The sequence below is a fragment of the Dyella terrae genome (genome assembly GCF_004322705.1).
GTDB classification, from domain to species: Bacteria; Pseudomonadota; Gammaproteobacteria; order Xanthomonadales; family Rhodanobacteraceae; genus Dyella_D; species Dyella_D terrae.
In genome coordinates this window covers 1,900,568-1,918,242 of the sequence record NZ_SIZZ01000001.1, presented here as the reverse complement: position 1 = coordinate 1,918,242, position 17,675 = coordinate 1,900,568, and the positions used below count along the sequence as shown (strand labels likewise).

Genomic DNA, 17,675 nt, shown 5'->3' with positions numbered 1-17,675 from the left:
CACCATGAGCCGAGCCACGACCGCCGAGCACGTTGCCCAGACCGGTTTCACCGTGCACACGCGCGGTCGTGGTTTCAGCGAAATCACTGAGAAAGTGGCTGAGATCGTCTCGGCCAGCGGCATTCACACGGGCATCGCCCATGTATTCACCGCGCACACGAGCTGTTCGCTGATCATCTGCGAAAACGCCGACCCGGCGGTTCGTGGCGATCTGGAACGCTGGCTGGCGCGCGCTGTGCCCGACGGCGACAGCATCTTCGAGCACGACGCGGAAGGCCCCGATGACATGCCGGCTCACATCCGCTCGATCCTCACCGGTGTCAGCCTGACCTTGCCCGTCCATGGCGGCAAGGCTCAGTTGGGAACCTGGCAGGGCGTGTTCCTGTGGGAACACCGCGTCGACCCGCATCAGCGCAAGGTCACGGTAACCGTCCTGGGCCACTGACGCGGCGCTGTTCAGCCCTGACGCTGTACCCACTCGCGGATGATGAACTGCACGGCGTCGAGCCCGTCGGTCAGCGCGGCGGGACCCGGTTGCAGAATCATGGGCGACTTGATTTCGTGAAGTTCGCCATCGCGCACCGCGGGGATCGCGTCCCAGCCCGGTCGTGCCGCCACCAGCTCGGGGCGAAAGCGCTTGCCGCACCACGAACCGAGAATGATGTCCGGGGCACGTTCAATCACGGGTGCGCCCGTGGCAAGGATGCGGTCCTTGGCCAACGATGCCTGCGCGTGCTCGGGGAAAATGTCGTCACCACCGGCGATGCCGATCACCTCCGTGACCCAGCGGATGCCGGTGATCAGGGGCTCGTCCCATTCTTCGAAATAGACCTTGGGTCGGACCGCGTAGCCGCTGCTTTCCTCGCGTGCGCCATCGATGCGCCGCTGAAGCGACGAGGCGAGCGCCTCGGCCTTCGACGCGACACCGACCAGGCCGCCGAGCCGGCGAATGTAATCAATGATCCCTTCGACGCTGCGGTGATTGGCAATCCACACTTCCACGCCAGCCTTGATCAGCGCCTGCGCGATGTCGGCCTGGATATCGGAAAAGCCGATGGCGAGATCCGGCTTGAGCGCCAGGATCTTGTCGACCTTGGCGCTGGTGAAGGCGCTGACCTTGGGCTTGTCGCGGCGGGCTTCCGCCGGGCGCACGGTGAAGCCGCTGATACCTACGATGCGATCCTGTTCGCCCAGCAGGTACAACGTTTCGGTCGGCTCCTCCGTCAGGCAGACGATGCGGCGCGGACCGGTCATCACAGGCCCAGCACGAGGCGCGCGCACTGATCGCGCAGGGGATCGATGACCAGCATGCGCGCAAGGGTCAGTCCAATCAGCACGGCCCACGGGCCGAAGTCGAACATGCCCACCACGAGCTTCCCGCGCACCGGACGCAGCAGGGGGCTGACCAGTGTGTCGCACAGGCGCATCACCGGGTGATAGCGATCGACCTGGAACAGGCCCATCAGTGACCAGACGAAGATCACCACGATGTAGAACAGCAAGATGAAGTCGGCCAGTTCTACCAGCGACAGCAGCATCAGGCCCAGCGCGTTGGGCGCGATGCCCACCATGGCGAACTGGATCAGCCGCTTGACCAGCATGATCGCCCACGCCACCACGATGGCGGCGAGGTTGATCCGTCGCCAGTTGGGCAGCACCCGGCGCAGTGGCGCCAGCACGGGATTGGTGTAGCGGTAAATGAACTGGCTGACCGGATTGTGGAAATCGACGCGGCTGGCCTCGGCGACCAGGCGCAGCACGAACAAGGTGGCGAGCGCGCCGAAGACGATGTCGAGCAGGAACGAGAAGGCGTTGAGCAGGTAGTTCACAGGGACTTGTCCAGGTCGGCGGCCATCTGTTCGCCACGGCGGGTGGCGGCGGCAACGGCACGGGCAACGATGCGATGCAGGTCATCGCCGGCGAAGCTGTCGAGCGCCGCCTGGGTGGTGCCGTTGGGCGACGTAACGCGCTGGCGCAGGACGCCCGGCGCCTCACCATCTTCGGTCAGCATGCGGCCGGCACCCAGGCAGGTCTGCGTGGCCAGGGCGCGGGCGGTGGCGCGCGGCATGCCCTGGGCAACGGCAGCGTCTTCCAGTGCCTCGACGATGGCGAAGAAGTAAGCGGGGCCCGAGCCCGAGATCGCGGTGACGGTATCCATCAGGCGCTCCTCGGCGATCCACTGGGTGATGCCCACGGCGGCCAGGATGTGTTGGGCCTGGGCACGCTGGGGCGGACTGACGCGAGCGTTCGCGCACAGGCCGGTGGCGCCGGCGCCGATCAGGGCGGGGGTATTGGGCATGCAGCGGACGATGGGCAGGGCGCCGAACCAGCGTTCGAGCTGATCCAGCCGGACGCCGGCGGCGATCGAAATCAGCATCGGATGCTGGCGCGCCAGCACTTCCCTCATCTCCTTCTGAAGCGAAGGCATGATCTGCGGCTTAACGGCCAGCACGACCACATCGGCGTTCGCCGCCGCCAGGTGGCTTTCGGCATAGCAAGCCACGCCGAACTCACGCCCCAGGTCCTGGCGCGCGTCGGCCCGCGGCTCGGCCACGCTGATCGTCGAGCCGGCCACGCCGGTCTTGATCAGGCCGCCAATCAGGCTGCGCGCCATGTTGCCGCCGCCGATGAACGCAATGTGGGGCATGGGATTCCTTCCGATGTTGCTTGGGCCGAATACCTTAGCAGGCGCGGGGAGCCAGGGGCCGTGAGGGGTGGGGTGACGACCGGCCAGGCGATGGCCGGCCGCCGGACCTGACGTCTTACTTCACAACTTCAGCCATAGCGCGCCTGAAAGACTGGCCCCCCGACACATCGCACGAGTAGTATCGGGCCGCTTCTTGGGGGGAATGGCGTTTTCCAGTTTCGGGGTGTGCCGGCAACGCCGGCGGGCTTCCTACGGGGTCGCGATCCTCACCAGGACGGCAAAGTCACTGTGCCATTCTGACGATCGGTTGAAGGGGAACCCGATGGATATCGCCGAACTGCTTGCCTTCTCGGTGAAGAACAAGGCGTCGGACTTGCACTTGTCGGCCGGCCTGCCGCCGATGATTCGCGTGGACGGCGACGTTCGCCGCATCAACCTGCCCGCGCTGGAACACAAGCAGGTTCACTCGCTGATCTACGACATCATGTCGGACAAGCAGCGCCGCGACTACGAAGAATTCCTTGAGGTCGACTTCTCGTTCGAGATTCCCGGCCTCGCCCGATTCCGCGTCAATGCGTTCAACCAGAACCGTGGCGCCGGCGCGGTGTTCCGTACCATTCCTTCGGAAGTGCTCACGCTGGAAGACCTGGGTGCGCCCCGCGTGTTCCGCGAGCTGATCGAGCAGCCGCAGGGCCTGATCCTGGTGACGGGGCCGACCGGTTCGGGCAAGTCCACCACGCTGGCAGCGATGGTCGACCACATCAACAAAAACGAATACGGCCACATCCTCACCATCGAGGATCCGATCGAATTCGTGCACACCTCGCAGAAGTGCCTGGTCAACCAGCGCGAAGTCCACCGCGATACCCACGGCTTCAACGAAGCACTGCGTTCGGCGCTTCGCGAAGACCCGGACTTCATCCTGGTGGGTGAATTGCGCGACCTTGAAACCATCCGCCTGGCGCTGACCGCCGCGGAAACCGGTCACCTGGTGTTCGGCACCCTGCATACCAGCTCGGCCGCCAAGACCATCGACCGTATCATCGACGTGTTCCCTTCCGGCGAAAAGCCGATGGTGCGCTCGATGCTGTCCGAGTCGCTGCGCGCGGTGATTTCGCAGTCCCTGCTGAAGAAGGTCGGCGGTGGTCGTCTCGCCGCCCACGAAATCATGGTCGGCATCCCGGCGATCCGAAACCTGATTCGCGAAGACAAGGTGGCGCAGATGTATTCGTCCATCCAGACCGGCCAGCAATACGGCATGCAGACGCTGGACCAGAACCTGCAGGATCTTGTGAAGCGTGGACTGGTCACCCGCCAGCAGGCGGCGCAGTATGCGCGTAACAAGGACGTCTTCAAGTAAGGGCGGTGAAGAGGGGACGGTGAACGGTAAACGGTAAGAGCGTCTGCCGTTTCGTTGCCTCAACTTGCTCTTACCTGTTCACTGTTTACTGTTCACCCTTCACGTCTCCAAAGGAGACACCCCATGAGCGATTTCGACTTCACCTCGTTCCTCAAGTTGATGGTGCACAAGAAGGCATCCGACTTGTTCATCACGGCCGGTGTCGCGCCATCGATGAAGGTGCAGGGGCGCATCGTGCCCATTACGCAGAGTCCGTTGTCGGCGCAGCAGTCGCGCGACATGGTGCTGAACGTGATGACGCCTTCGCAGCGCGAGGAGTTCGAAAAGACGCACGAGTGCCAGTTCGCCATTTCGGCGCAAGGCGTGGGTCGCTTTCGTGTCTCGTGCTTCTACCAGCGCAACTGCGTGGGCATGGTGCTGCGCCGGATCGAATCCAAGATCCCGACGATCGAGGAGCTCAGTCTCCCGCCGGTGATCAAGCAGCTGGCGATGACCAAGCGCGGCATCATCATTTTCGTGGGTGGTACCGGTACCGGTAAGTCGACCTCGCTGGCGTCGATGATCGGTTATCGCAACCAGAATTCGACCGGCCACATCATCACTATCGAGGACCCGATCGAATACGTGCACAAGCATGAGAGCTGCATCATCACGCAGCGCGAGATCGGCATCGATACGGACAACTGGGAAAACGCGCTGAAGAACACGCTGCGCCAGGCGCCGGACGTGATCATGATCGGCGAAGTGCGTACGCGTGAAACGATGGAGCACGCGATCAACTTCTCCGAAACCGGTCACCTTTGCCTGTGCACGCTGCACGCGAACAACGCCAACCAGGCGATGGACCGTATCCTGCACTTCTTCCCGGAAGACCGTCGCTCGCAGCTCTTCATGGACTTGTCCCTGAACCTCAAGGGCGTGGTTGCGCAGCAGCTGATCCCCACGCCCGACGGCAAGGCGCGTCGCGTGGCGGTCGAGGTGCTGCTGGGCACGCCGCTGGTGCAGGACTACATCCGCCAGGGCGAGATCCACAAGCTCAAGGAAGTCATGAAGGAATCGACCAATCTCGGCATGAAGACCTTCGACCAGAGCCTGGTCGAGCTTTATCACGCCGGCGAGATCTCCTACGAAGACGCGCTGCGTCACGCCGACAGCTCCAACGAAGTGCGCCTGCGCATCAAGCTGGCCCAGGGCGGCGATGCACATACGCTGTCGCAGGGCCTCGATGGCGTGGAGCTGGAGGAGACGCGCGATTCCCGTGGCATGGGCAATGGCATGCTCAATCGATAAGCCGGTGAGCTTGCCCCGAGTGCCATGCACCGGGTTCCTCCGAAAAAGAAAGGCGCCCAAGGGCGCCTTTCTCGCATCCGCAGCGGTGGTTACTTGGCGACGTCGCTGACGGTGACACCCGACGCATCGACCTTCTTCACACCCTTCACGTGCTTGGCCACGCTTTCGATCTTGGTTTTTTCCGCCGCGCTGGTGGCCGTGCCCGTGATCGCCACGACACCGTCCGTCGTAGTGACCGACAGGTCGCTGCTCTTGACGTTCTTGGCGGTCGCCAGTTCCGACTTCACCTTGGTGGTGATCCAGGTGTCATCCACCTTGCCCGGTACCGTCTGGTTATCACTGGCCTTGGCCGGCGGCGGGCTCGCCTCCTGAGCCGACACCTGGGTCAGCGGCACCATGGCGACAAGCGCGGTCAGGCCGGCGGCGAACAGGGCTTTGCGGAACGAATTCTGGGTCTGCATGGCACTCTCCTGTGGCGGTAGTCGTTCGACGGCGACGCGTTGCTGCTCGCCTGTCGCCATAGCAGCACCGCCCAGATGAACGAAACCGGGATGAGAGCCGGTCGCATTCAGCGCGAACTCGTGTTTGCGAAATCGATGTCGTATCGAGGTTAGGCAAGCGATTTTTTGCGCCGGCCTGGCAGGACCGTGCGCGGGCGAATAGAACTTTTTCGTCAGATATTTAGCCGTTTCGCGGCGCAGCATCTTGCGGATGTCTGTGACATCCTTACGAAAAATAAGTTACGAATTTGTTGTGCGTCGTAGGTTATTGCGCTATACATCGGAACGCTCTTAGGAGCTGGACGGTACTGAGGGGGCTCTGGTTTGACCCGCAATCCAAGCGGCTTCGCCGTCCAGCAAGACTGATTCTTCAAGGAGCAAGGGCCCATCCCGGGCTCGTTCGACCCACATCCCCGGTTCGCAAGACATTGCGAATCTGTTCTGAATACAAAGTTGATGGGAGTACAACTAGTGAATTCTTTCGCTGCTTTTGCGAAGCGGCCGTGGGGGCGTTCGTCCCTGGCCCTGGCCGTTGCTCTGGCTTTCTCGAGCACCGGCGCCCTTGCCCAGTCCAACATCACCGGCTCGATCTTCGGCCAGGTGGCCGCGCAGACGGGCACGACGGTCGAGATCAAGAACCTCGACACCGGCCTGAGCCGCACCGTTACGGTCGACCAGAGCGGCCGCTACCGCTTCAGCTCGCTACCGACCGGTCGCTACACCGTGACCCTGAAGAACGGCGATGCCACCGTCAGCACGCGTGACAACGTCGAGCTGAGCATTGCCGGCGGTACCGAAGTCTCGTTCGGCGGCGCTTCGGCCTCGGCCCAGAACGCACAGAACCTGGAAGGCGTGTCGGTCGTCGCTTCGGCCCTGCCGGCCATTGACGTGTCCTCGGTCGACACCCGCACCGTGCTGACCTCCGAGCAGCTCTCCAAGCTGCCGATCGCTCGCGACATCGGCGCCGCTGCGCTGCTCGCTCCGAGCGTGGTTGCCAACAGCAGCTACGGCGCACCGAGCTTCGGTGGTTCGGCTTCGTCGGAAAACGCCTACTACATCAACGGTTACGCGGTGACCAACCCGCTGACCTCGATCGGCTTCAGCACGCTGCCGTTCGACGCGATCGACCAGCAGCAGGTGCTGACCGGCGGCTACGGCGCTGAATTCGGTCGCTCCACCGGCGGCGTGGTCAACGTCGTGACCAAGCGCGGCAGCAACCAGCTCAAGGGTGGCATCTACACCATTTGGGAACCGGAAGGCACGCGCGCCAACCCGCGCAACAACTACTTCCCGAACACCGGCTTCTACGGCCAGAACACCACGCAGAACACCGACGGCAAGCTGTACCAGTACAACAACCGCAACCAGTACTGGAAGTCGACCGTGGGCGCCTACATCAGCGGCGCGCTGATCAAGGACAAGCTGTTCTTCTACCTCAACGGCGAAATGAACCGTCGTGAGGGCGCCAGCGTCATGTCGTTCTCCAACTCGGCCGTCTCCGCCTCGCGCATCGGCTACAACGACTACTCGTACGAGATGCCGCGCTGGACCGCGAAGCTCGACTGGAACATCACGGACAACCACATCGTGGAACTGACCGGTGTTTCGGACAAGACCGAGTACACCTCCGAACGTTACGCCTACGACTACAAGACGCTCAGCCACGGCAAGCGCAATGGCGGCGTCTACACCAAGGACGGCGGCGACCTCTACATCGCCAAGTACACCGGCTACATCACCGATGACCTGACGATCTCGGCCCTGTACGGCACGCAGAAGATCGACCACGTTCAGAAGAACGACGGCTACGATCCGGCTTGCCCGTACATCTCCGCTGGCGCGACCGCGCAGGCTCCGGGCCAGGTGTACGGTACCTGCCAGACGGCAGTGACCCAGTACATCCAGCAGGAAGGCGCGAACGACAAGACCAAGGGCTGGCGCCTGGACATCGAGTACCGCATCGGTGACCACGACATCCGCTTCGGCTACGACGCCCAGAACGCGAAGTCGTACACCGGTCGTCGCCTGGCCGGCGACTACGGCTGGTACTACGGCTGGCAGGCCAACGCCAATGCTCCGATCGATGCCAGCCTCGGCGTGATCGGTTCGCCGGCTTCGGCAGGCGGCCTCGGCGCGAACGGCTACTTCGTCTACAAGTACTACAGCACCCAGCGCGCCGGCGTCGAAACCGACCAGGCTGCGCAGTTCATCGAAGATCGCTGGCAGATCAACGATCGCTGGTTGCTGACGGTGGGTCTGCGTAACGAGCAGTTCACCAACTACAACAAGAACGGCGATGCTTACATCAAGCAGCGTCACCAGCTGGCTCCGCGCCTGGGCGTGTCGTGGGACGTGTTCGGCGATTCGACCATGAAGCTCTTCGCCAACGCTGGTCGCTACCACCTGGCCGTGCCGAACAATGCTGCCGTGCGTAGCGTTTCCGGCTCGCTGATCTCGAGCGAATACTTCACCTACACCAGCGTCGATCCGGCCACCGGCATCCCGCAGGGTCTGGTCAAGATCGCCATGGATCCGACCAGCAAGTACATCTGCCCGAACACCGGCGGCGTGTCGTCCAACCTCGAGTGCGGCGATGCTCCGGATCCGCGTACCGTGGCGGCGAAGAACCTGCGCGCCCACTTCCAGGACGAGTACATCCTGGGCATGGAGCAGCAGATCAACACCGAGTACAACTGGGGCGTCAAGGGTACCTATCGCAAGCTGATGAGCGCGATCGACGACACCTGCACCCAGGTGCTCGGCGGCAAGTGCCTCACCTTCAACCCGGGTCGCGGCAACACCTTCGATTTCCTGCAGCCTGACGGTTCCATCGTCACCAAGCACTACACGAAGGAAGAGCTGGGCCTGCCGGACCTGAAGCGCAAGTACTACGCGATCGATCTGTACCTGGAGCATCCGTTCGCCGACAAGTGGTACGGCCGCGTGGCTTACACCTACTCGCGCAACTGGGGTAACACCGAAGGCCAGCTGGCTTCCGACCTCGATACCGGTACGGGCGGCCAGACCGACGTGTCGCGTACGCAGGACTGGGATCTTCCGCAGCTGATGGTCGGCTCCAACGGCCTGCTGCCGAACCACCGCGCGCATCAGCTGAAGGCCTACGGCTACTACCAGCTGACCGAAGAGTGGCGTTTCGGCGCGACCGTCATCGCAGCGTCCGGTCGTCCGAAGAACTGCACCAGCTACTACCCGACCGCCGACGCCGGCCTGTACAACAGCTCCACGTACTGGTTCTGCGGCCTGCCGGGCAAGCCGGGCTACGAGATCTCGCCGCGCGGTTCGCACGGCTCGGCTCCGTGGACCTACCAGCTGAACCTCAACGCGGCCTACACGCCGGGTTGGATGGATCACAAGCTGACCCTGCAGATCGACGCGATCAACGTGCTGAACCGTCAGACCCCGACCATGTACAACTACCGTTATGCGTCCAACCGCACCACGGTGAACCAGCTGTACGGTCGCGAGCTGAACTACACGGAACCGCGTTACTTCCGCCTGACCGCCCGCTACGATTTCTGATAGCGGCATCCATGCCCGGCATCGCAAGGTGCCGGGTGTCGGAAGAAAAACCACTGGCCCCGGCCGGTGGTTTTTTTTTGGCGATGCGGGTCGGTTGCGGCATGGCCTGACCCCTTGGGGCGACCATGGCCCGTGCCCGTGGCATGACGCAGGTGACCCTGCCTTTGAACAACCACGGGCGACGGTGGCTTCGCGCTATACAAAAAAAGGGGCGCCTGAGCGCCCCTTTTCATGGCGATGGAACTGACGACTTACTTCAGTTCGGTGTGACTGGTGATGACCAGTCCCGCGTCTTCCATGCGGGCATCGCCGTCGATGCTCTTGATGCGCTCGACCTGCGCACGCATCGAGTCGAACTGCACCTTGGCCCGCTCCATGGCGTGCTTCTGCTCGGCATCCTGGTCCTGGCCGGCTTCGCCGCCGATGGCATCGCGCAGGGAGAGCATCGCTTCGGCCCGCTGCTGCATGGTCTTCACCCACGACAGGTACATGTCGCCGGTGAGGTGCACGCGGCCCAGGACGCCCGCATCACCGCCCTTGGCCTTGAGCATGTCGCCGAGTTTTGCGTCCTCACCCTGGCCGACTGAAGCGGCGAGCGCCTTGTCTGACATGGCCAGCGAGATGGGCTGGCCCAAGGCAGCCGTCGCTTCCTGCGGCAGCGCCACCGGCGTGCCGTCAGCTGCCAGCTTCAGCTGCGCGAGAACGGGCGAGGCCATCTTGCCCATCGCCAGCAATGCGGCCGGATTCGTGCTGCCGACCAACACGCGACCGGTGAAGTGCGGCGGGGTGTCCTGCGCGGAAACGTCGTAGCTGTCCAGCGCGATACGCAAACCGACCAGATCGCCGATGGGCGGCATCGCGGCCTGCTGGGTCGCATCGCCCAGGCGTGAGAAGCTGTCGTTGAGGTCGGTGAACGCCGGGCATGTGAAAGGCTTGGCCGCTACGGCCTGGGCCTGCGCCGACATCAGGGGACGGATCACCGACATGGGCAACGCGATCGCCGCGTCGAACGGGGCGGTGGCGTCGGCGCCGAGGCCTGGCAGTTCGACCTTCACGCCAGCAAACGCCTTGGTGATGTCATCGGCCAGGGCGACGTCCCAGCGAAGGTCCTGGTGCCTGGCATCAAGGCGGGTGTAGCCGAAGCTCATCGAGGGCACGCGGCTGGCGATGCGCGCGGCTTCGCTTTCGCATGAAGCGGGGATGTTGAGCTGGTTAGCCACCGGCTCGCCGGTCTTGGCCGATTCCTGTTCGACATGCGCCTTGAACAGGGCGGCAAACAAAGGGTCCTTGCCACTGGCGGCCAGGGGCAGGGCGCGCGCCAGGTCGATTTGGCCGATGGCCCACGGCTGGTAGCCCTTGTCCTTGGCGATCTTTTCCAGGCGCTCATCGTCCTGCAGGTTCTTCGCCGGTCGATCCATGCCCAGTGCCAGGCGCAGCATCGCCTTGTCCGCTTCAGCAGGAAGGATGGTGATCACCGCCTGCTTGCCGACGGTCGCCAGGATGACCTGCGTACCGGTTTCGGCCGTCACGTGCTTGCGATAGGCCTGACCATCGACGTCGGCGGTATCGAGCTTCTTGCCATAGGCGGCTTCAAGGCGGCCGATGAAGGCTTCGAACGCTTTGGGGTCGGTGACGTCGAAGCGCATCACGGGCGACAGCCCAAGACCGTACAGCGCCGTGCGACCCTTCACATTGAGGCCAACGTTGCCGGCGAATGCCTCGATGGTCTTGCCGTCGAGCTCGGTGATGAAGGCGTTGAGCAGGCGAGCGCTATCGGCGTCCTTTTCACCCAGGTCCTCAGCGATCGACTTCATCTGCTCGACCTGTGACTGCAGCTGCATGTCAGCCTGCGCCAGGATGGCCTTGCTCGTTTCGTCGTCCAGCGCCTTGAGGTTGGCGAATACGTACGGCGTATCTGCCGGAACGTAGGCCAGCGGGGCGTCCTTGTCCTTGTGGCCACAGGCGGCAAGCAGAACGCCTGCCACGGCCAGCGCAAGAGTGCGCTTGGTGAATCGCATGATGGTTCCCTGGGTTAAGAAAATGTTGCAGCGTGGGCCATTATGCCCTTTTCCCGCAGCGTGGTGCGGAAAAAACCGGCCGGCACAGGCGACGTCCGGCCTTTCCCGGCGCGGCTTGCGGGGAAAGCGTCGATTCTGTGTGAATCCCCGGAAGAGGGTGGGCGAGCCAGCCCGGATTCCGGGTGCAAGGCTCCCGCCTGCGGGCGTCCTGGCAGGAGCGCTGGCGCGCTAACGCGCCAGCATTTCGCCCAGCACGGCCATGCGCACGAAGACGCCGTTGCCGACCTGCTCGAGGATCTTCGACTGCGGGCCGTCGGCCACTTCCGAGGCAATTTCGATGCCGCGATTGATGGGACCTGGATGCATCACCAGCGCCCCTTTTCCGGCGAGGGCCAGGCGGCGGTTGTCGAGCCCGAAATGTTCGAAGTAGGCCTGCTCGTCAGGCAGGTCGGTGGCGATCATGCGCTCCTTTTGCAGGCGCAGCATGATCACGGCGTCGACGCCCTTGATCGCTTCGTCGAAATTCGTGAATCGCTGGCAGCTCGGCAGCTCGTCCTCGTCAGGCATCAGGGCCGCCGGGCCGCACAGGCGGATGTCGCGTGCACCAAGCGCCTTGAGCGCATGGACGTCCGAACGCGCGACGCGCGAATGCTTGACGTCGCCGCAGATGACGACGCTCAGGTCTTCGAAATTCGGACGGTGCTGGCGAATCGTCAGCACATCGAGCAGACCCTGGGTGGGATGGGCGCGATTGCCGTCGCCCGCATTGATCACCGACACGCCGCTCATGGCGTGACGCACGAGTTCTTCAGGCGTGCCCGACACCTTGTGGCGCACCACGATCGCATCGAGATGCATGGCCTCGAGCGTATGCAGCGTGTCGTACAACTCCTCGCCCTTGCTGGTGGAGGAAAAGCCGATATCGAAATTGATTACGTCGGCGCCCAGGCGTCGCGCGGCCAGTTCGAACGAAGTGCGCGTGCGCGTCGACGGCTCGAAGAACAGGTTCAGTACGGTGCGACCCGTCAGCAGGTCCAGCTTGCGCGTGCCATGGGCACAGGCGTCACGCATGGACATGGCACGGTCGAGCAGGCGTTCGATCGTGGCGCGGGGCAGGTTCTCGAGCGTGGTGAGGTGGCGCAGGCGAAGACTCATGGCGGCGTCGGGCTGATGCTCAGGTCAGTGGATGGGATCGGCTGAATCAGGCGCAGCGGCAGCCTGGGTCAGCCAACGCTCAAGAATCACGGCGGCGGCTTCCGCATCGATCGCCGCCGCGTCGCGCCGCTTGCGCAGCCCCGCGGCCCGTGCGTCGGCAAAACGCTGGGCGGCTTCCTGCGAAGTATGGCGCTCGTCGATCAGGGAAACGGGTAGTTGGTAGCGCTTGGTGAGTTGTTCGGCGAGTCGGCGTGCGCCTCGACTGGCGGGCTGCTCTTCCCCGTCAAGCGTCAGCGGAAGGCCGACGACCAGGTGATCCGGCGCCCATTCCTTGCGCAGGGCGTCGAGCTTCTGCCAGTCAGGCTGGCCGTCGCGCACGGGCAGCGCCGCCAGCGGGCGCGCCATGCCGGTGAAGCGGTTCCCCACCGCGACCCCAATCAGGCGGCTGCCATAGTCGAAGCCGAACACGCAGCTCATGCGTGTCCCGCGTAACCGGGCAGTTGCAGCGGGTCGACGCCCACCAGCCCTGCCGCGGCACTCCAGCGCTCTTCCAGTGGCGTGTGGAAGACCACGCGCTCATTGGCTTCGACGGTCAACCAGGTGTTGTCCTTGAGTTCCTGCTCGAGCTGGCCAGCGCTCCAGCCGGCGTAACCGAGCGCCATCAGGGCCAGGCGCGGGCCTTCGCCGGCGGCCATGGCGACGAGGATGTCGCGCGAGGTGGTGACTGACCAGTCGGCATTGATGCGGTAACTCGATTCCCAGTGGCCGGGTTCGCGGTGCAGGACGAAGCCACGCTCCTGCTGGACGGGTCCGCCGATCAGTACCGGAAGGTCGGCGATTTCCAGGTCCTGGCAGTCAAGTTTCATCTGCGCAAGGACATCGCCCATCCGGTATTCAGACAATTGATTAACCAGGAGCCCGACAGCGCCATCCTCGTCGTGCTGACAGAGAAATGCGACGCCGCGTGAGAAGGGCGGCTCGGCCAGGCTCGGCATGGCGATGAGGAAATGACCGGCTAGCGATGGGGAGCGGGGGACGGACATGGTGTCATTGTAGGAGCCTGCATCCGATCTCTCCATAGCCAGGCATCTGATCGCCAGAGCCTCTGTTGTGAGATGAAAGCCTGTCGGCGTTGGCAGGACGGCGTGAGCGAAAGCCGACACGACGCCGGCTACCGGCCCGCCTCGTCCCTGCCGCCCCCCTTTTCATCCCGGAAGGCCCGCGATCCATCACAAGCGGCTTTTGATCCGGGGGCATGCGGTTCACGCTTTGCCGAGGATTCCCGCATCGAGGACGCTGTCATGAAACGCCGAGAACTATTGAAGGCCGCGCTGGCGCTTCCACTTTTGCCCATGGCTGTGTCCGCGAATGCGTGGGGCCTGTCATCTCGCACCGCGGTGGGCAAAGTGACAGCCTGGTCACGCGTGCGTCCCGGCCAGGCGGGCTGGCCTTCCGCGGCGCAGTGGGCCGAGCTCGGGGAGCGCCTGGGTGGACGCCTGCTTCAGCCCGTATCGCCCTTCACGAAGTGCGGTGGATCGCCGTCGGCGGAATGCACGGAAGCCCTCAGGCAGATCAAGAACCCCTATTACATCGGCGATCACCCGGCGCTGACGCAAACCAGCGGCTGGGTGGATGCCTGGACCTCCCAGCCGAGCGCCTGGGCCGTGGCCGCCGAATCGACGTCGGATGTGGTGGCGGCGGTGAATTTCGCACGCGCACACCGTCTGCGGCTGGTGGTGAAAGGTGGCGGCCACAGCTACCAGGGCACGTCGGCGGCCCCGGATTCCTTGCTGATCTGGACACGCCGCATGAACCGGATTGAGCTGCACGATGCCTTCGTCGGTCAGGGCTGTGGCGGGCGCCAGGAGCCTCAGCCCGCCGTGTCGATCGGGGCGGGAGCTATGTGGGTCGATGCCTACGATGCCGTGACGACGCAGGCAGGACGATACGTGCAGGGTGGCGGCTGCATGACGGTGGGCGTGGCGGGGCTGGTTCAGAGCGGCGGTTTCGGCAGCTTCTCCAAGCAGTACGGCACGGCAAGCGCGGGCCTGATCGAAGCGGAGATGGTCACGGCCGACGGCAAGGTACTGATCGCCAACGCCTGCACGAATCCCGACCTCTTCTGGGGCATCAAGGGCGGGGGCGGCGGAAGCCTCGGCGTGGTGACGCGCCTGACCCTGCGCACGCGCGCGCTGCCCGACACGTTTGGTGCCGTATTCGGCGCCATTCGCGCGGCCAGTGCCGAGGCTTATCGCGCCTTGATCTCACGCGCGGTGTCGTTCTACGCGGAGGCCTTGTGCAATCCGCACTGGGGCGAGCAGATGGTTTTCCGCGGCGATAACGTCTTGCGCATCGCGATGGTGTTCCAGGGATTGTCCAAAGCCGATGCCGAAGCGGTGTGGAAACCGTTTCTCGACTGGGTGGCGTCAAACAGGGATTACTCCTACGCCGAACGTCCGCAAGTGCTGGCGCTGCCGGCACGACATTTCTGGGACGCGGAGTTCCTGCGCAAGCACGCGCCCGATGTCATCGTTCCCGACGCGCGCGATGGCGCGCCACGCAATCACGTGATCTGGTCCGGGGACGAGGGCCAGGTCGGCCAGGTGCTTCAGGGCTATCGTTCGGGATGGTTACCGTCGTCGTTGCTGCGCCAGGGCGAGCAATCCCGCCTTGTCGACGCGTTGTTCGCATGCACGCGCCACTTCGGCGTGGGCCTGCATTTCAACAAGGGACTCGCCGGTGCGCCCGCTGCTGAAGTCGCTGCCGCGCGCGACACGGCCACGCACCCCTCCATGCTCGATGCCTTCGCGCTGGCGATCACGGGCAGTGAAACCGACCCTTATTTCCCGGGGATGCCGGGCCCGGGCCCGGACGTTGCGCAGGCGCGCGATCGCGCCAGGCGCATCGATGCCTGCATGGACACGCTGCTCAAGGTTGCGCCGGGTGCCGGGTCCTATGTTTCGGAAAGCAACTATTTCGAACCGGACTGGCAGCGTTCGTTCTGGGGCAGCAACTATCCGCGGCTGCTGGCGGTGAAGAAGCGCTACGACCCGGATGGCCTGTTTTTCGTGAGGCACGGCGTCGGCAGCGAAGGCTGGAGCGAGGATGGTTTCAGCCGGGCGTGAGGCCGTGCTTCGAACGCCTTATCGCGTATGCAACACGTCGCCGGCCTGGAACTGCCATGTGCGGGTGATGTGCAACTCGTCCACGCGCTCATTGCCGTCCGCCGGCAAGGGCGGGAACGGCGCTGACAGTCGCACGATGCGCTGTGCCGCCTTGTCTAGCAGCTCGTGGCCCGAGCTGTTGATGACTTCGATGCCCATCACCTTGCCGGTGCGATCGATGGTGACGGTCAGCAGGACGTCGCCGTGCAATTGCTGGCGTCGTGCCGCGTCGGGGTAGTTCAGATTGCCGATGCGCTCGATGCGGTCGACCCAGCCGCGCATGTAGGCGGCGTAAGCGTATTCGCGCGTCGAGGACGAGATGAACTTCTTGCGAGGACGCTTGGCATAGGCTTCCTGCAGCGAGCGACGCTCGGCGGCCAGCTGTGCTGCTTCCTGCTTGAGGCGGTCTTCGTCGGAGGCGGGAAGGTCGCTGGGATTGCGCGCGGTCTTGGCCTCATCCGACGACACCGTGAAGCGGCTCTTGCCGCTGGTAACCAGCAGCTTGTCCGGCGTCGCCTCCTGGGGGGAGGCGACGGTGGCCTGCTGTTCCTGCTGCGCAGTGCCCGGCAATGGCTTGGGCATGGGGCCCGACACCGGCTGCGACGGACGCGCCACCTTGTCGCTTTCGCCGCCACCCTTGTTGTTTGCCTGGGCCAGGAAGTCCGCCTTGTCCGGCGCCTCGCGATTGGCCACGTCCACCAGCGTCACGTCGAGCGTGGGCAGGCTGGGCTTGCTGGGGATGTAGCCGAAAGTGATGCCCAGAATGAGCACCCCGTGCAACAGCAGCGAGAACAGCAAAGTGGCGCCGATCAGGTCGGTGCTGGTGGTGCGAGGTGCGGCGGTGCTCACGCGTGGCGGTTTCCGGGGGTAATGCGCTCGATGACGTCGAACAGCTGTCCGGCAATATTAAGCCCGAACTGTTTGTCCAGTTCGCGCACGCAGGTCGGGGATGTGACGTTGATCTCGGTGAGGTAGTCGCCGATCACGTCCAGGCCGACGAAGATCAGTCCTCGACGACGCAGTTCCGGGGCGATCTGCGACACGATCCAGTAGTCGCGCTCGCTAAGCGGCACGCCTTCGCCCCGGCCACCAGCGGCGAGGTTGCCGCGGAAGTCCGATCCTTGCGGGATGCGCGCCAGTGCATACGGCACCGGTTCGCCATCGACCACCAGGATGCGCTTGTCGCCCGCGCTGATCTGCGGGATGAACTTCTGCGCCATCACGAACTGCTTGTGCTCCCCATGCGGGCCGGCCGCGAGCAGGGTTTCCAGCATGGAATTGAGATTGGTGTCGCCGGCCTTCACCCGGAAGATGCCCCGGCCGCCCATGCCGTCGAGGGGCTTGAGCACCGCCTCGCCGTGCTCGGCCACAAATCGGCGCAGGTCAGCGGCATCGCGGCTGACCAGGGTCGGGGCCATGCACTGGGGGAAGCTGGCGGCGTAAAGCTTCTCGTTGCAATCTCGCAGCGCCTGGGGGTCGTTGACCACCGTGGTGCCGGCCCGCTGGGCGAGCTCGACCACCATCGTGTCGTAGATGAACTGGGCGTCGACCGGCGGGTCCTTGCGCATCAGCACCACATCCATCTCACGCAGGTCGCGCCACTGGGCGTCGCCCAGGGTGAACCAGCCCGAGGGGTCTTCCTTCACGGAAAGTGGCGCCAGCCTGGCGTAAGGCACGCCGTCACGGATGGCCAGGTCGCCTTGCTCCATGTAGAAAAGCCCGTGGCCGCGCCGCTGGGCTTCCAGCAGCATGGCAAAGGTGCTGTCCTTGGCGATCTTGATGGCGCTGATGGGGTCCATCAGCACCGCGACCGAGAGGGCCATCGTCATTCTCCGGTAGTGGGGACCCTGCAGACTTGCCCGGTTGGGGCTGCCGGCAGGGCGGGTACGCGATGTTCGCCGACGGGCTTGCCGCGCGGCAAGGCGAAAAGTTCCGGCGAAGCATCAATTAGGTGACGTAAGACGCTGGCTAAAGACTTTTGTCTTGACGCCAAGACAGGCA

General features: G+C 64.2%; 15 protein-coding genes. 5 read left to right on the top strand and 10 right to left on the bottom strand.

Translation table 11 applies throughout. The features are described 5' to 3' along the window. Positions 1-4: 4 nt before the first annotated feature. On the top strand, positions 5-445 hold the full coding sequence (locus EYV96_RS08565; protein ID WP_131151006.1) for a secondary thiamine-phosphate synthase enzyme YjbQ: 441 nt from the start codon (positions 5-7) through the stop codon (positions 443-445). A gap of 11 nt (positions 446-456) precedes the next feature. Here the strand turns inward: EYV96_RS08565 and EYV96_RS08560 are convergent, their stop codons facing one another. Genes EYV96_RS08560 through proC form a run of 3 tightly spaced genes read right to left on the bottom strand, consistent with a single transcriptional unit; the run spans position 457 to position 2,647 of the window. After that, positions 457-1,254 carry a cobalamin-binding protein gene (locus EYV96_RS08560; RefSeq protein WP_131151005.1) on the bottom strand — a complete coding sequence of 266 codons (798 nt, stop codon included), beginning with the start codon at positions 1,252-1,254 and terminating at the stop codon, positions 457-459. Next, on the bottom strand, positions 1,254-1,829 hold the full coding sequence (locus EYV96_RS08555) for a YggT family protein (protein WP_131151004.1): 576 nt from the start codon (positions 1,827-1,829) through the stop codon (positions 1,254-1,256). Before EYV96_RS08555 ends, EYV96_RS08560 begins: the two co-directional genes overlap by 1 nt. After that, positions 1,826-2,647 (bottom strand): pyrroline-5-carboxylate reductase, encoded by an 822-nt coding sequence (gene proC / locus EYV96_RS08550; RefSeq protein WP_131151003.1) that lies wholly within the window; start codon positions 2,645-2,647, stop codon positions 1,826-1,828. Before proC ends, EYV96_RS08555 begins: the two co-directional genes overlap by 4 nt. A 322-nt stretch (positions 2,648-2,969) precedes the next feature. On the opposite strand from proC, the gene EYV96_RS08545 reads away from it, so the two are divergent. Both EYV96_RS08545 and EYV96_RS08540 read left to right on the top strand, forming a co-directional pair. After that, positions 2,970-4,007 (top strand): type IV pilus twitching motility protein PilT, encoded by a 1,038-nt coding sequence (locus EYV96_RS08545; RefSeq protein ID WP_131151002.1) that lies wholly within the window; start codon positions 2,970-2,972, stop codon positions 4,005-4,007. 123 nt (positions 4,008-4,130) lie between these two features. Further along, on the top strand, positions 4,131-5,297 hold the full coding sequence (locus tag EYV96_RS08540) for a PilT/PilU family type 4a pilus ATPase (RefSeq protein WP_131151001.1): 1,167 nt from the start codon (positions 4,131-4,133) through the stop codon (positions 5,295-5,297). A gap of 89 nt (positions 5,298-5,386) precedes the next feature. On the opposite strand, the gene EYV96_RS08535 is transcribed toward EYV96_RS08540, so the two are convergent. Further along, entirely contained in the window at positions 5,387-5,758 is a 372-nt protein-coding gene (locus EYV96_RS08535; RefSeq protein ID WP_131151000.1) for a BON domain-containing protein, read from the bottom strand. 510 nt (positions 5,759-6,268) lie between these two features. Between EYV96_RS08535 and EYV96_RS08530 the strand changes: the two genes are divergently transcribed. Continuing rightward, the gene (locus EYV96_RS08530) at positions 6,269-9,337 is read left to right on the top strand and encodes a TonB-dependent receptor (protein ID WP_240732378.1); all 3,069 of its coding nucleotides are present in this window, start codon (positions 6,269-6,271) and stop codon (positions 9,335-9,337) included. A 251-nt stretch (positions 9,338-9,588) separates the two neighbouring features. On the opposite strand, the gene EYV96_RS08525 is transcribed toward EYV96_RS08530, so the two are convergent. The 4 genes from EYV96_RS08525 to EYV96_RS08510 form a co-directional block, all read right to left on the bottom strand. Beyond that, the gene (locus tag EYV96_RS08525) at positions 9,589-11,355 is read right to left on the bottom strand and encodes a hypothetical protein (protein ID WP_131150998.1); all 1,767 of its coding nucleotides are present in this window, start codon (positions 11,353-11,355) and stop codon (positions 9,589-9,591) included. 228 nt (positions 11,356-11,583) lie between these two features. Beyond that, on the bottom strand, positions 11,584-12,510 hold the full coding sequence (locus tag EYV96_RS08520) for an aspartate carbamoyltransferase catalytic subunit (RefSeq protein ID WP_131150997.1): 927 nt from the start codon (positions 12,508-12,510) through the stop codon (positions 11,584-11,586). A 24-nt stretch (positions 12,511-12,534) separates the two neighbouring features. Beyond that, positions 12,535-12,987, bottom strand: coding sequence for a Holliday junction resolvase RuvX (gene ruvX / locus EYV96_RS08515; RefSeq protein WP_131150996.1), 453 nt, complete (start codon positions 12,985-12,987; stop codon positions 12,535-12,537). After that, the gene (locus tag EYV96_RS08510; protein ID WP_131150995.1) at positions 12,984-13,553 is read right to left on the bottom strand and encodes a YqgE/AlgH family protein; all 570 of its coding nucleotides are present in this window, start codon (positions 13,551-13,553) and stop codon (positions 12,984-12,986) included. Before EYV96_RS08510 ends, ruvX begins: the two co-directional genes overlap by 4 nt. Positions 13,554-13,811: 258 nt before the next feature. Here EYV96_RS08510 and EYV96_RS08505 point away from each other — a divergent pair, with 258 nt between their 5' ends. Continuing rightward, the gene (locus EYV96_RS08505) at positions 13,812-15,635 is read left to right on the top strand and encodes an FAD-binding oxidoreductase (RefSeq protein WP_131150994.1); all 1,824 of its coding nucleotides are present in this window, start codon (positions 13,812-13,814) and stop codon (positions 15,633-15,635) included. Positions 15,636-15,653: 18 nt separating this feature from the next. Here EYV96_RS08505 and EYV96_RS08500 read toward each other — a convergent pair whose 3' ends face one another. Both EYV96_RS08500 and gshB read right to left on the bottom strand, forming a co-directional pair. Continuing rightward, the gene (locus EYV96_RS08500; protein ID WP_131150993.1) at positions 15,654-16,523 is read right to left on the bottom strand and encodes an energy transducer TonB; all 870 of its coding nucleotides are present in this window, start codon (positions 16,521-16,523) and stop codon (positions 15,654-15,656) included. Next, positions 16,520-17,497 carry a glutathione synthase gene (gshB, locus tag EYV96_RS08495; RefSeq protein WP_131150992.1) on the bottom strand — a complete coding sequence of 326 codons (978 nt, stop codon included), beginning with the start codon at positions 17,495-17,497 and terminating at the stop codon, positions 16,520-16,522. The genes EYV96_RS08500 and gshB overlap by 4 nt, the downstream gene beginning before the upstream one ends. Between the last annotated feature and the right edge of the window lie 178 nt (positions 17,498-17,675).

Bases quoted from the DNA above. Each gene is read 5' to 3' on its own strand.
- EYV96_RS08565 (WP_131151006.1), top strand. From the start codon at position 5: ATGAGCCGAGCCACGACCGCCGAGCACGTTGCCCAGACCGGTTTCACC.
- EYV96_RS08560 (WP_131151005.1), bottom strand. From the start codon at position 1,254: ATGACCGGTCCGCGCCGCATCGTCTGCCTGACGGAGGAGCCGACCGAA.
- proC (WP_131151003.1), bottom strand. From the start codon at position 2,647: ATGCCCCACATTGCGTTCATCGGCGGCGGCAACATGGCGCGCAGCCTG.
- EYV96_RS08545 (WP_131151002.1), top strand. From the start codon at position 2,970: ATGGATATCGCCGAACTGCTTGCCTTCTCGGTGAAGAACAAGGCGTCG.
- EYV96_RS08540 (WP_131151001.1), top strand. From the start codon at position 4,131: ATGAGCGATTTCGACTTCACCTCGTTCCTCAAGTTGATGGTGCACAAG.
- EYV96_RS08535 (WP_131151000.1), bottom strand. From the start codon at position 5,758: ATGCAGACCCAGAATTCGTTCCGCAAAGCCCTGTTCGCCGCCGGCCTG.
- EYV96_RS08525 (WP_131150998.1), bottom strand. From the start codon at position 11,355: ATGCGATTCACCAAGCGCACTCTTGCGCTGGCCGTGGCAGGCGTTCTG.
- EYV96_RS08520 (WP_131150997.1), bottom strand. From the start codon at position 12,510: ATGAGTCTTCGCCTGCGCCACCTCACCACGCTCGAGAACCTGCCCCGC.
- ruvX (WP_131150996.1), bottom strand. From the start codon at position 12,987: ATGAGCTGCGTGTTCGGCTTCGACTATGGCAGCCGCCTGATTGGGGTC.
- EYV96_RS08510 (WP_131150995.1), bottom strand. From the start codon at position 13,553: ATGTCCGTCCCCCGCTCCCCATCGCTAGCCGGTCATTTCCTCATCGCC.
- EYV96_RS08505 (WP_131150994.1), top strand. From the start codon at position 13,812: ATGAAACGCCGAGAACTATTGAAGGCCGCGCTGGCGCTTCCACTTTTG.
- gshB (WP_131150992.1), bottom strand. From the start codon at position 17,497: ATGGCCCTCTCGGTCGCGGTGCTGATGGACCCCATCAGCGCCATCAAG.